The 12,878-nt window shown below is 40.1% G+C and carries 15 protein-coding genes, 3 tRNA genes and 1 riboswitch; of the genes, 6 read left to right on the forward strand and 12 right to left on the reverse strand.

Annotation, left to right across the window (positions count from 1 at the left end; genetic code table 11):
* Positions 1–166: 166 nt before the first annotated feature.
* Complete coding sequence (locus NFS18_RS03165) at positions 167–1,084, reverse strand: diacylglycerol/lipid kinase family protein (RefSeq protein WP_251388232.1); 918 nt, start codon at positions 1,082–1,084, stop codon at positions 167–169.
* A gap of 287 nt (positions 1,085–1,371) precedes the next feature.
* The gene (locus NFS18_RS03170) at positions 1,372–1,974 is read right to left on the reverse strand and encodes a TetR/AcrR family transcriptional regulator (RefSeq protein ID WP_251388233.1); all 603 of its coding nucleotides are present in this window, start codon (positions 1,972–1,974) and stop codon (positions 1,372–1,374) included.
* Positions 1,975–2,241: 267 nt separating this feature from the next.
* Here NFS18_RS03170 and NFS18_RS03175 point away from each other — a divergent pair, with 267 nt between their 5' ends.
* Positions 2,242–2,559 carry a helix-turn-helix domain-containing protein gene (locus NFS18_RS03175; RefSeq protein ID WP_251387900.1) on the forward strand — a complete coding sequence of 106 codons (318 nt, stop codon included), beginning with the start codon at positions 2,242–2,244 and terminating at the stop codon, positions 2,557–2,559.
* A gap of 132 nt (positions 2,560–2,691) precedes the next feature.
* On the opposite strand, the gene NFS18_RS03180 is transcribed toward NFS18_RS03175, so the two are convergent.
* Positions 2,692–2,771: transfer RNA gene (locus tag NFS18_RS03180), tRNA-Leu, on the reverse strand.
* A 232-nt stretch (positions 2,772–3,003) separates the two neighbouring features.
* A riboswitch (purine riboswitch) is annotated at positions 3,004–3,099 on the forward strand.
* A gap of 196 nt (positions 3,100–3,295) precedes the next feature.
* Between NFS18_RS03180 and NFS18_RS03185 the strand changes: the two genes are divergently transcribed.
* Both NFS18_RS03185 and NFS18_RS03190 read left to right on the forward strand, forming a co-directional pair.
* Positions 3,296–4,651, forward strand: a complete 1,356-nt coding sequence (locus NFS18_RS03185; RefSeq protein WP_251387902.1) for an 8-oxoguanine deaminase — start codon at positions 3,296–3,298, stop codon at positions 4,649–4,651.
* A gap of 86 nt (positions 4,652–4,737) precedes the next feature.
* Entirely contained in the window at positions 4,738–6,117 is a 1,380-nt protein-coding gene (locus NFS18_RS03190) for a uracil-xanthine permease family protein (RefSeq protein WP_251387904.1), read from the forward strand.
* Positions 6,118–6,275: 158 nt separating this feature from the next.
* On the opposite strand, the gene NFS18_RS19905 is transcribed toward NFS18_RS03190, so the two are convergent.
* The 8 genes from NFS18_RS19905 to NFS18_RS03225 all read right to left on the reverse strand — a co-directional run bounded on the left by NFS18_RS19905 (position 6,276) and on the right by NFS18_RS03225 (position 10,754).
* Positions 6,276–6,371, reverse strand: a complete 96-nt coding sequence (locus tag NFS18_RS19905; RefSeq protein ID WP_277613527.1) for a cysteine-rich KTR domain-containing protein — start codon at positions 6,369–6,371, stop codon at positions 6,276–6,278.
* Between the two features lie 3 nt (positions 6,372–6,374).
* On the reverse strand, positions 6,375–7,283 hold the full coding sequence (locus NFS18_RS03200; RefSeq protein ID WP_251387906.1) for a sensor histidine kinase: 909 nt from the start codon (positions 7,281–7,283) through the stop codon (positions 6,375–6,377).
* 7 nt (positions 7,284–7,290) lie between these two features.
* Complete coding sequence (locus NFS18_RS03205) at positions 7,291–8,121, reverse strand: ABC transporter permease subunit (RefSeq protein ID WP_251387908.1); 831 nt, start codon at positions 8,119–8,121, stop codon at positions 7,291–7,293.
* Positions 8,114–9,028, reverse strand: coding sequence for an ATP-binding cassette domain-containing protein (locus NFS18_RS03210; protein ID WP_251387910.1), 915 nt, complete (start codon positions 9,026–9,028; stop codon positions 8,114–8,116). The genes NFS18_RS03205 and NFS18_RS03210 overlap by 8 nt, the downstream gene beginning before the upstream one ends.
* Positions 9,029–9,119: 91 nt before the next feature.
* Positions 9,120–9,785 carry a response regulator transcription factor gene (locus NFS18_RS03215; protein ID WP_251387911.1) on the reverse strand — a complete coding sequence of 222 codons (666 nt, stop codon included), beginning with the start codon at positions 9,783–9,785 and terminating at the stop codon, positions 9,120–9,122.
* Positions 9,786–9,973: 188 nt separating this feature from the next.
* The gene (locus tag NFS18_RS19335; RefSeq protein WP_277613524.1) at positions 9,974–10,102 is read right to left on the reverse strand and encodes a hypothetical protein; all 129 of its coding nucleotides are present in this window, start codon (positions 10,100–10,102) and stop codon (positions 9,974–9,976) included.
* A gap of 123 nt (positions 10,103–10,225) precedes the next feature.
* Positions 10,226–10,429 (reverse strand): hypothetical protein, encoded by a 204-nt coding sequence (locus tag NFS18_RS03220; protein ID WP_251387913.1) that lies wholly within the window; start codon positions 10,427–10,429, stop codon positions 10,226–10,228.
* 154 nt (positions 10,430–10,583) lie between these two features.
* Positions 10,584–10,754: a hypothetical protein gene (locus NFS18_RS03225; protein ID WP_251387915.1), complete on the reverse strand. Its 171-nt coding sequence runs from the start codon at positions 10,752–10,754 to the stop codon at positions 10,584–10,586.
* Between the two features lie 149 nt (positions 10,755–10,903).
* Here NFS18_RS03225 and NFS18_RS03230 point away from each other — a divergent pair.
* The 3 genes from NFS18_RS03230 to NFS18_RS19340 all read left to right on the forward strand — a co-directional run bounded on the left by NFS18_RS03230 (position 10,904) and on the right by NFS18_RS19340 (position 12,666).
* Positions 10,904–10,974: transfer RNA gene (locus tag NFS18_RS03230), tRNA-Gly, on the forward strand.
* Positions 10,975–11,654: 680 nt separating this feature from the next.
* Positions 11,655–11,738 (forward strand): putative holin-like toxin, encoded by an 84-nt coding sequence (locus tag NFS18_RS19910; RefSeq protein WP_408631546.1) that lies wholly within the window; start codon positions 11,655–11,657, stop codon positions 11,736–11,738.
* 793 nt (positions 11,739–12,531) lie between these two features.
* Positions 12,532–12,666 (forward strand): hypothetical protein, encoded by a 135-nt coding sequence (locus tag NFS18_RS19340; protein ID WP_277613525.1) that lies wholly within the window; start codon positions 12,532–12,534, stop codon positions 12,664–12,666.
* Positions 12,667–12,787: 121 nt separating this feature from the next.
* On the opposite strand, the gene NFS18_RS03235 is transcribed toward NFS18_RS19340, so the two are convergent.
* Positions 12,788–12,860, reverse strand: a tRNA-Lys gene (locus tag NFS18_RS03235).
* Positions 12,861–12,878 lie beyond the last annotated feature (18 nt).

The raw sequence follows: 12,878 nt of genomic DNA on the forward strand, positions 1-12,878 counted from the left end.
TCGTGGTGGCTTGATGCATCCCTACCTATACGTTATTTCACGGACTTTGCAGCCAGTGCAAAGTCCTGGGCTGAACTATTACAAATAATTATAAACTTCGTTACAGTTCAAACGGTATCTTGCACTGTGCTGCAAGGTGTCTGGCTTCTTCTCTCATCACATTTTTCTACGAAACAATTACCCGGATCTGCTTCCTTGAGATTTCTGCCTCCAGTACATTTTCCACAGCTATCGGCTGTCCGTCTGTATGTATCGCTGCCTTTTCGTTCGTTTCGATGCGGACTTTTTTACATTTGTAAATGTCGATTCCCTGAAAGCGCACATGTTTCCCCAAAAATGCTGTCGGAAGCAGACACAATACTTTCAGCCGCGGCAAGCCTGATACCACAATGACGTCCAGCAGCCCGTCATCCGGCTTCGCATCCGGACAAAAACGAAATCCCCCGCCCTCATAGGGCTGATTCATCGCCGCTGCAAAATACACTTTTTGAAAATGTAACGGCTCATTATCATCCAGCCAAACATCTGCTTCATAAAGAGGATCTGCAAACAGGCGTTTCAATGCAGTTCCCAGATAGACCAGACTGCCCAGATGAATCCTGTTTAGGAACATTTTCATACGGGACTTCTCCGCGTAATGACAGACAGACGCATCAAATCCTATTCCCGTGCTGACCGCAAACCGGTATGTTCCGCCGGACTTGACAATTCCCACATCCATAGGCACAATCCGCCCCGGCTCCAAAATATTTTCCAGGGCTTCCGCCGGTTTGACCGGCAGCTTTAGTTCTCGTGAAAAATCATTACCGGAACCTGTTGGAATAAACCCAAGTGTCACCTTGCTGCAATCTCTGATCCCACTTAACACCTCGCCGACAGAACCATCACCGCCCAAGACAATAAGTGTATGTTCCTCGCCGTCCAAAGTCACATCAGCGGCAATCTTCATGGCATGCCCTTCATATTCCGTAAAGAAAATGTCACAATTAATCCGGCGCTTCTTTAACTCAGGCTTTAGCATATTCCAGATTATGCCTCCCTTTCCTGAGCGAGCTTTTGGATTGATAATAAATGTATATTTCATCTTTTGCACCTTATGACCTCCGCCTTAAAAGTTCCCCTTTAATTCCTCTTAAATAACAGAATATAGCGATTTACGTCCTCAAAAGCTACAATTCTTCGAGAAAGATTTCCTCTATAAAATATAATTTCCACAAATAAGTGATCAGCCTATAAAAGATTACTGTTCACTCCGTTCACAGCAACGTGTAAAAATCCATGAAAAATCGCCTTTGGCGATGGATTTTTGCCTACAGCTATATGTTTTTTTACGGTCAGCGCAGTAAATGCACAGACCTAAGTGAACAGTAACTATAAAAGCACACTTTCCAGATAACGTCCGAGAGAACGAGTCATATTCCCCTCAAAATCCACTTCTCCGTTACGCAGACACCACTCAAATACATTTCCTATCACAATCATACGAATGTCTGTGGTAAACTCTTCGATTCCCTCAGTCAGCCGTAACGTTCCTGCTTCCATCGCTTTTTCCACATAGTGCTGGACTGTCACGATTGGATAAGGCCGTTCCGTTCGGATTGCCACATTCAGCGCCTGGTTCTTCGTATCGTAATATCCGGCCATAAATTCAACGCCCAGTTCCTTACAGTAGGCAACATAATTCAGATACACGCGGATGATTGCATCTTTCGCTTCAGCGGCATTCACCGGAAGCTCCAGAATATCCGGGTTAATATTCGGCTGCTCCTCAATATAATAAGACAGCAGATCATCCTTTGTCTTGAAGTGGTGGTAAAAGCTTCCGTTGGACACGCCCGCCTCCTCACAGATATTCTTAATCGACAGCTCTTCATATCCCTTTTTCTTCAAAATAACCTTCGCCGCCTGAAAAATCTTTTCCTTCGTTGCCTTAGATTTCTGCTGCTGCCTGGACAATTCTGTTTTCTCGCTCATCATTCATTAAACTCCTTGCGCCTTATATTTTGGGAAACTATACTTATAAATTATTTATATTCCCTCTATCTTTTTTGCCTGATAATAATTAAGTATAGCATATTATGTTTTACAGCGCAAGAAAACAGAGTGCATTCTGTTTTCTGTATTTGTTATGATATATTAAAATCATAACAAAATTACTATTTGTAAATTTCATGTATATAAGTAAATATTCTTTTTCTATCTCCACTGGTAAAATAAGAGAAATGGAGGTGCTAGTATATTATGACCATCGGAGAACGAATCAAATCCATTCGAGAATCAAAAGGAATGACACAAAATACTTTGGCAGATATGATTCATGTATCTCCCAGCTATATCAGCCGTATTGAAAACAGTTCTTCAAACTTGTCCATAGCATATGTATGTACAATTGCTGATGCTCTGGGTGTAACACCACAGGATATTCTGCGTGACATATTTATTCCGTCTGATTCTGTCACAACCTCTGAGAAAATCAAAATTATTGTTGAGCAGTTTCCTCAGCGGAATCAGGAATTACTTTTAGAAACTCTGGAATTCCTCTCTTCTCGTCTGAAATAAATATAACTCAAAACGGCAGTTCACATATCCATTTGGACATAAACTATCGGTTTATGTCCACGAATTGTTTTCTTGTATAAAAAAATCCGGTTCTTTTACAAAGAATCGGACTCTTCAGCGCTTCACATTCAATGCGGGCAACAGGACTTGAACCTGCACGGTCTCCCACTAGATCCTAAGTCTAGCGCGTCTGCCAATTCCGCCATGCCCGCATATTTGTTTTCTTAAGAAAATTCTAACAGAAAACAAAGCAATTATATCGAAATCTGCTGGTGTTGTCAATGGTTCGCGGACAATTCTTCTTTATTTATAATTTTCTTCCCATTAAGCCGCTGATTATAACTATTCAAATTTTGTTTATTTTAGCCAAATTTTATATGCTATTTTTGGCTTATATGACGAATTTTAACAATCACTCTTGACGCTTAATAAAATCTCCTGTATATTCGTATTCAGAAAATGACTTGTATAAGTTCGTGATCGGATGAGCGTATCTACCAACTGCCGTAACAGTTGACTACAAGTTTTTGGGAAACCAAAAGCTTATAGTTATCTGTTACGGCAGTTTTTTTATGCTACAGGAAATATCTTGTTGTATTAAAATGCACAAGTGCTGATTCACATAGCATAAAAGAATTACCCACAATTCTTTCGCCGGCGGTGGGAATACGGCAACACTCCGTTTATCTGAACTCATATAGTCACATCAAACCTTACATTATAGGAGGAATTTTTCATGAGCAGTTTATTAATTAAAAATGCTTCTGCTATTGTCACTTGCGATGAGAAGGACACAGTCCTTGAAAATGCCAGTCTGCTGATGCAGGATGGTGTGATTACATATATCGGAACCGAGCCAAAGGGTGCAGATGAAACAATTGATGCAGCAGGATGTCTTGTGTATCCCGGTCTGATTAATACGCACCACCACCTTTACCAGACTTTCAGCCGGAATCTTCCACAGGTTCAGAACATGGAGCTTTTTGATTGGCTCACAACTTTGTATGAAATCTGGAAAAATCTTGACAAAGATATTATTTATCACAGTTCTGTAACCGGAATAGGAGAACTATTAAAAGCAGGATGTACAACCTGCTTCGACCATCACTATGTATTCCCGGGAGGGAGCTCTGACGCGCTTTTAGATGCACAATTCTCTGCGGCAAGAGATCTTGGTATTCGTATGTACGCTTCCAGAGGAAGTATGGATTTGAGCAAGAAGGATGGAGGGCTTCCGCCTGACAGTGTGGTTCAGAATGTAGATGAAATCCTGAAGGACTCCAGAAATGCAGTAGAAAAATACCACAATCCGGCTCCATATTCCATGGAAATGGTCGCGCTGGCTCCATGTTCTCCATTTAGCGCAAGCGAAGAGCTGTATCGTCAGTCCGCAATTCTGGCAAGAGATTTAGGCGTACGTCTCCATACACATTTATGCGAAACGATTGATGAAGAGAATTATACTCTTGAAAAATACGGAAAACGTCCTCTTGCCTATATGGAAAATATGGACTGGGTTGGAAATGATGTCTGGTACGCACACGGGATTCATTTTAACGATAAAGAAATGAAGTTTCTTGCACAGACAGGAACCGGTGTGGCACACTGCCCGATTTCCAACATGAAGCTTTCCTCGGGTATCTGCCGGATTCCTGATATGCTGAAACTTAATGTTCCGGTGGGGCTCGCAGTAGACGGAAGTGCCAGCAACGATGGATCGAATCTGCTGGAGGAACTGCGTGTGGCATTCTTACTGCACCGTCTCAACTCCAGTAAACTTGCTCCAAGCGGTTATGATATACTGAAAATCGCCACAAATGGAAGCGCCAGAATACTGGGACGCGATGATATTGGCTCACTGGCTGTAGGAAAAGCCGGAGACTTATTCCTTATCCGCAGAGACCGTCTGGATCTCGTAGGCGCAGATTTTGATGTCAAATCTATGCTCGGTACAGTCGGTTTCAAAGGCGCTGTCGATTACACAGTTGTAAACGGCAGAATCGTTGTGAAAGACGGACATCTCGTAGGTATTGATGAAGAAAAAGCTGTCCGTGACGGTAAACATTTAGTTACAGACTATCTGAACCGCTAGATAAAAACTGAATACACAAAATAAAATCATGGATCAAAATCCCTTTTGACCCAACATTATAATATATCTATAGGAGGACATTCATTATGAGTAATGTTCAAGATAAAAAGACAAAGAAACAAAAAGACCGTGCAATGGTCTATCAGCTGGACGGACGTCCAGGATTATCAACCGCAGTTCCGCTAGGTCTGCAGCATGTACTGGCAATGTTCACATCCAACCTTGCGCCAATATTAATTATAGCCGGTGTTTGCGGTTTATCCGGGGCTGATACTGTTATTATGGTTCAGTGTGCCATGTTCGTTTCCGGTCTGACAACATTTATCCAGCTGTATCCGATCAAATTCGGAAAAAACCGTCAGGTTGGAGCAAATCTGCCCATCGTTATGGGTACTTCCTTTGCCTTCGTTCCGACTGCATCTGCAATAGGCGCTGCCGGAGGTATTGGTGTTGTGCTCGGCGGCTGCCTTGCCGGAAGCTTCATAGAAGTCATCATGGGATTCTTCTATAAATATATTAAGCGTTTCTTCCCTCCGCTGGTAGTCGGCTGTACTTTGGTAACAATCGGTGTCAATCTTCTGGATGTAGGGGTAGATTATTTTGCAGGCGGTGCAGGCTCTGTAGACTATGGTTCTATTAAGAACTTAAGCGTTGCATTTTTTGTATTGGCAATTGTTGTACTGCTTCAGCGTTTCGGAAAAGGACTGGCAAAAAACTCTGCTATCCTCATCGGTCTGATCGCCGGATACATTCTTGCACTGTTCCTCGGTATGGTAGACACAAGTGCGATTAAAGATGCAGCATGGTTCGGAATCCCGCTTCCAATGCAGTTCAAACTGGAGTTTCAGCTTCCGGCCATTTTAAGCTTTGCGGCATTATTCGTCACTTCGGGGCTGGAAACAATCGGAAACACTTCCGGTATCACAATTGCCGGATTTGACAGAGAGGCAACCGAAAAAGAGACTTCCGGCGCAATCCTTGCCGATGCTCTTGGTTCTACAACAGCTGCCCTCTTCAATTCACTGCCGAATACTGCTTTTGGACAAAATGCTGGAATCGTAGCTATGACAAAAGTTGTAAACAAATGGTGTATTGCCACTGGCGCATTCATCCTGATGATTTCTGGTTTCTTCCCGAAGCTTGGCGCTATTTTCTCAGCAATCCCGAACGCTGTTCTGGGTGGGGCTATCATCACTGTATTTGGTATGATTTTGATCAACGGTATCAAAATGATCGGTAAAGCCGGATTCAGCGAGAGAAATATTCTTGTTATGGGACTGACATTTGCCTTTGGTATGGGAATGGCAAGCCACCCGGATGCTGTTGCACAGCTTCCGTCTGCACTACGCTTTGTATTCAGCGATGCAGTAACAGGTACATGTATCGTAGCAATCATCGCAAATCTACTATTCCCAATGAGGGACACTGCTGATATCGAAAAAGCGAAGGAAGCAATGAGGGGATGATTATCTGATTTGTTTAAAGGAACTGTTACCGGGATTATACTCTCGTTATCAGTTCCTTTGTTTTCCCTTTCCAGAAATTCCTTATCTATCCAAAATACTGCCATCTGTAGAAATCGTTACTACATTCCACGTAGTCCTATGCCAAGAAAAAGTACAAATTAAATGTAACCAATTTTCTCTATCGTATCTTCTCTGATTTTGCCACGGGTTTTACTGCCGCATACAGGACAACATATCCATTCCGTATTTTGAATAAATCAATCCTTTCGTTCTTTAATATCTGGAAAATAGATATAGATGCTTAATCTGCTGTTTTCGTATTTTGCTGATATAGTTCCATCCATTTGCTCAATAAGCGTTTTAGAAATTGCTAATCCTAAGCCTGTCGATTTTCTGGCGGCTTCTACGGTATAGAAACGGTCAAACAGCCTGCCTACCTGTATTTCATCTAACCCAGAAGCCATATTGGAAAAAATGATTTCTCCCTTCCCTGACAACGTGATTTTCAAATCTCCATCACTGTATTTTAAAACATTACTGATGAGATTAGAGAACACACGGGATAAGGCGGAACGGTCAAGCATTCGTATTACTTTTGTTTCAGATACGTGTATTTCAGGCACAATGTTTCGTTCTGTTAAAACAGTATAAAATGCCGCAATACTTTCTTCCAATACAGTATTGATGACAACCTGCTCCTCGGTTATATTGTCTTTTGTTGAAATGATAACGGAGTATCGGAAAAGCTCCTCTGAAAGCTGTGTTAAAATATCCACACGGTCTTTAATAATTCCGATATACCGATTAACAGCGTCCGACTTTTCTTCCCGTTCCAACAATTCTAAGTAACCGCAGATAGCCGTAAGCGGAGTTCGTAAATCATGGGAAATATTTGTAACTGCATTTTTTAATTCCATGTCGCCTTGCTGAAACCTGTGCCGTTCTATGTAAAGTTTACGAAGCTCTGTATTTATGGCATTTGCTAACTTACGCATATATCTGTCGTTACAAGAAATGTCAATAAGAGTATTCGTATCGGTCATGAGTCTGTCGGCAAAGGCATTCGCTATTTCCTTTGCGGCTTTTTGTATAATATAAATTTTCATAAACAAGGCAATAATTATCATCGCCATAATACCGACCAAAGCCCATAACCATTCTTCCATACTAAATTTACCTCAAATTCTTTTTCTTAAAAATAAATATTCCATAAAATGTTGTCAAAAGCATAATAATAACAGATGATATTATCATACGGACTGGATGAACGATTTCCAACTGCCACATTCTCAATCCTTGTCCTGTGGGTAAAAAATCAAGAATAAAGTCATAAACTTTACGCATTGCGCCACTGACATAATTCGGATTAGCGGATGGCTTAGACATTTCCATTCCATTTAAAGTTATCTGAACACCGCTTATTGTTTCTGGCTGGCTAAGACCGTTATATAACATGCTTGTAAAAATAAGAAGCCCCAAAATCAACAGCATAGAAATCATAACGATATAAGCCTTATTTGTAACTGTCATACAAACAAATGTACAAATCCCAGAAAAAGCCATTACGAACATAACCGCAATCAATAAATATAAAAACAGTTCCAAAACAGTCATTTTCCATACACCGAGAGTAGGAATAGCGACTAATGCGCCTATCAACCATGCCAGCATCATTAATAAAGTTGCTGTAACCGTAGTAATCAGACTGGCAATATAAATATCAGTTTTTGTATGGCCAACTATAATTTTATTTCGGATTGTTCCATCACTATACTCCGTGCCGAAGAACATACTGCTAAACAATGCACAAAACATACCGATTGATAACGCAAAGTGGAAATAATATTCTTCAAGACCGTAATTGTATTCTGACATATCTACGACCGCCTGTCTGCAGCCATTCAGCATATATACAACCGAATAAATCAACATCGTTCCCATACAAATCCAAAAGATTTTATCTCTCCAAAGACGAGAAAAATTAGCAGATAACAACTTACGCATTTTTTCCACCTCCTATAAGGCTGACATAGTAACTTTCAAGACTTTCATCACGTTCCTGCATTGAAATAACTTCGCAATTTTCTTTTGCCAATGCTGCAGTTAAGTGAGATATATTAACCTTTGCATATACATCAGCAGTTTGGTCTGTTATGATTGTATAATCAATCTTCATTCCGTCAAGGACACGGGCAAGAGCTCTCGTATCGCTGACTTCCATGCGGACACATTTTCTGCAAACAGCTTCTAACTCTTTCGCACTCATTTCTTTTACAAGGCATCCGCTATCAATAAAACCATAATGTGTTGCCAGCTTGGAAAGTTCATCGAGGATATGGCTGGAAATCAATACTGTAATCTGTTGTTCACGATTGAGTTTTAATATCAATTCCCTGATTTCAATGATTCCCTGTGGGTCAAGACCGTTAGCAGGTTCGTCTAATACCAGAAAATCAGGGTTGCCTACAAGGGCTATTGCGATGCCCAATCTTTGCCGCATACCTAAAGAAAAGTTTTTTGCTTTCTTTTTCCTCGTATTATCAAGCCCTACTAATTTCAAAATCTCCGTCAGCCCGTCAAAAGACGGAAGCCCTAAAATACGGTACTGCTGTTTCAGGTTATTCTCTGCGGTCATATCAAGATAAATAGATGGAGTTTCCACAACAGCCCCCATCCTTCTTCTGGACTGCGTAATATCCTTATCCGTATTTTTCCTTCCGTAAAGCGTATAATCGCCAGATGCAGGCTCCTGCAGCCCACAAATCAAACGGATAAGCGTTGTTTTGCCAGCGCCATTTTTCCCTACAAAGCCATAGATTGCCCCTTTGGGAACATTCATAGACAGTCCGTTTAATACTTTAAAATCTTTGTATTTTTTGCATAAAGCATTTGTTCTGAGAACATAATCCATAAAAGTATAACCTCCCTATTTAGTGTACTGGCATTATAGCTGCAAATAGTAAAGAAAACGGTAAAGAGAACAGTAAAGAAACAGTAAAGATTTATTCCGCCCTCATTTTAAAGCCAATCCCCCAGACCGCTTCAATATAATCTTGGCTATTTACCTCCCGCAGCTTCTTTCTTAAATTACTGATGTGCATTTTCAATGAGCTTTCCGTGCAATCAGGCGTATCTTCGCTGATACGGTCTAACAACAGCGATTTCGTAACAACCTGTGTCGGATTTTGCATAAGCAATTTCAAGATGGCATATTCCGTCCTCGTTAATTTTATTTCTATACTGTTGATTTTTACAGTATGAGTATTTGTGTTAAGGACAATATCTGAAAATGTTAATTCTGACGAAATAAGCATGCTTTCCGCATTTCTGAGATGTACGGAAATTCTGGCTAAAAGTTCTTTCATGTTAAAAGGCTTCGTCACATAATCAACCGCGCCGCCAAGCAGCACATCAACTTTATTATCAATATCAACTTTAGCGCTCACCACAATAACAGGTATTCCCTTTATGTTCGGAAGTACATCTTCTCCATTCAATCCCGGCAGCATTAAATCTAATAATACAAGGTCTGGTTTTGACCTAGACAGCACTAATAATGCTTCCGTTCCAGAATAAGCACGGGAAATTTCATATCCTTCTTTGGAAAGCGTTTCTTCAAGAACATTTCCGATATATATGTCGTCATCAATAATTAAAATTCTTTTCATAGTCAATCAACTCCGTCTTGTTTTTTATTTGCTTGATATCTGCCATCAGCAATAAGATATTCACTCCACCTTGTTGTGTCTGCTGTCTTAAACACAATTTTGAGTTTACTTCCTATCTGGTTTCATACATATATCACCTTCTAAAAAATCATATAAAAAAACCACTCACTCCAAAGAATGGGTGGTATTTAATCATTATCATCCCAAAAGCCATCATGTAATTCTGGTTCATCATCGTCTAAAACCAAAACCGTATCTGGTGGCAAATCTTCAATATTCACATCATCCGAAAGTTCACTAAATGTAATTTCCTGCATTAAAATACTCCTTTCCAAATTCAACTCCAAACCGCTTTGCAAAAATACGGTTGATTTCTTTAGAAAACATTTGATGCCTTTGTGTTTTATTTATTATACCATCTCTTATACATCTTTTGGTACTTATTTTTTAATGTGAATCTTAAATACAAGTTCATTAAGTGGAAGCGGCAAATCATAAATGTTATCCGCATAGTATTTTCTAGCCATAACTGCAAGTATATGCAGATGCTTTACGTTTTGAATCTGCATTATAGAGTTGATGATTTCCATCCTCGTCTTATCAGTCTCTTGGCATTCTTCGTATGTTGGTGTAATTAAACTCATCCTATGCCACCTCCGTATCTCGACAGATTACATGATAGCATTTTTTCTGTCCGTCACACTGAACGTATTCAATATCTCTGGGATAACCATTGTCCACATACCACTGTCTTATCATGCTGATGACTTGCGGTGCATATTTTCTAACCGTTCCCTGCTATTTTCCTTTAGATTCCCATGTCTCTGTATACAAATCTTCTGAAATGTCTAATCTGCGGATGATTTCATTTACTGCTTTATCGGCAGGCTTGCCAGAGCTTTGGTAATACAATCCGACCTGTCTGGCAATATGTATAGTACCATAATACTGCTGGTCGGCTTCAATCAAAAAGGAATGGGATTCCTTATATTTTAGATGTTTTTTGAAAATTGTTAATAATAAGGTTGAAGGAATTAGGGTACTGTGGATAAATCTGTGGAAACTCAAGCATTTTATACACTTGCATTATTCACTCAAAGTGATATAATATCTTACATGCAGATATGGTTCATCGGTAGAACGCCAGCTTCCCAAGCTGGAAAGGCGGGTTCGACTCCCGTTATCTGCTTTTTTCAATTCCATTTTAAGTGCATATTTATTATAAAGACGAAACATTTGGAAATTATTAGAATAGCCAGAATGAGTTACATTAAAAATCATAATTGGATAGGTGGATAATCATTAATTGATTATCCGTCCTTCCACACCACCTGGCATACGGTTCCGTACCAAGGCGGTTCCCTAGTTTTCATAGACTACTAGATAATAGTCCAGCATGGATGTATATCCTAGCTTGGCTATTATTTTATTCGTGATTACGGTGCTAAGTATTTCAGCTATTCTCCAATAACCACATCTGCTATTCGCAAGTTTAATCGCTTGCCAATGTTCTAATTTCAGCTTTCTAAGAATGCTATTAATCTGCTTATACCAGACAGCGATATATCAGAAAATCTTGATTCCACAACATTTCAACTATCCCGGCTGTTTGGATATAGTAAGAATCTGATAGAACTTCGGCTGAAAGACTTTATTTGACATAACAGCTACGGGGATTATATATAAAGTGGTGTTTCCTCGGTACAGTTAAAAAGGATAAGAAGGCAACTTCAATAAACAAATTGTTAATATTCTGTTATTTCCTCCTGCCTGTTGCGGGATGGGGGAACAACTAAATAATGTATTTACCCAGACAGTCGACAGGCGGCTCGTTATCCGTTCCGAGTCTTGCGGAAAGGATGATATCTTATGACTACATATGAGGAATTTATGGTGTTACTCACCATTGGTCTACTGATTGTAGCTATTCTGAATTTGAGAAATAAGAAATAGCCGTCCCTGTCTCTGGCAAAGATTGAACGGCTATTCTATGTAGCTTATTAAATTGATTCGCCGGAACGGGTAGCGTGCACCTACTCGTCGGCTGTCTTGTTAAGTACATTATAGCAAATGTACTGTAAAAGTCAAGAACTGCCCTTTGACGGGCATATAACAACTAAATAATGTATTTGCCCAGACAGCCGATAGGGTGCATACCACCGTTTCCGAGTCTTGTTGGAAGGAGTGGTTGATATGAGTACATATGAGGAATTCATGATAATTTTGACAGTATGCAACTTACTCATAGCAATTCTGAATTTTACGCATAGAAAATAGCACCCTTGCTCTGGCTAAGTTTTGAGGTGCTATTTCTAGTTACTGATAGGTTTGCCGGAAACGGATAGAACGGTTATGGAGTGTCTCCGAAGAATGATACCCCAATTTTCAAAATATTGTATCATCTTCGGGCAGCCCACGCAAGCGGAACATTCGTTCCGACTGGCTGTTATTTTTATACCCATTTTTAAGAAAAGGAGATGATCACTTAGCAAAAGCAAAAGACACAAAAGGGAAAGACGGATACTTTGCAACAAAAGTCTGGGATGGAACATACCGGAATGAAAAGAAACAAGGTGCGGAAAACAGACACACTCTTTTTAGACTATGCAAGAATGCGGAAAAACGTCTATAAAAGTCAGCGCAAAGACAACACTCGGGCTATGTGCAGCAACGCAGAGCTGCAGGTAAGACCCATCTATTTGTGATGCGTAATGGAAATCCCTGTACCAAGAGCAGCTATCACAAGATGTGGATAAGAACCCTGAAGAGGATTTCTGCTTTGCTCGGGGATACAGAAAAAATGGTCATGGAAGTGTACAATCATATTTTGTTGGAAAAAGAAGATGCGGTTGGTGCAGTAAATGCAACAATGAACATATAAAAAATGAGACGAAAATGAGACATCTCGAAACCATTAGAATCACCCAAATTGGTTACTTTGACAATCACGTAAAAACAGCAGAAACCCTTGCTATGCCTGAGTTTCCGCCACTTTTCATTCCTGAGCGTGCGGGGATTCGAACCCCGGACAACTTGATTAAAAGTCAAGTGCTCTACCACCTGAGCTACACGCCCTTATTTAATTATTTTCCA

It is taken from the genome of Mediterraneibacter agrestimuris, assembly GCF_943193195.1.
In the GTDB taxonomy this organism is placed as follows: Bacteria; Bacillota; Clostridia; order Lachnospirales; family Lachnospiraceae; genus Schaedlerella; species Schaedlerella agrestimuris.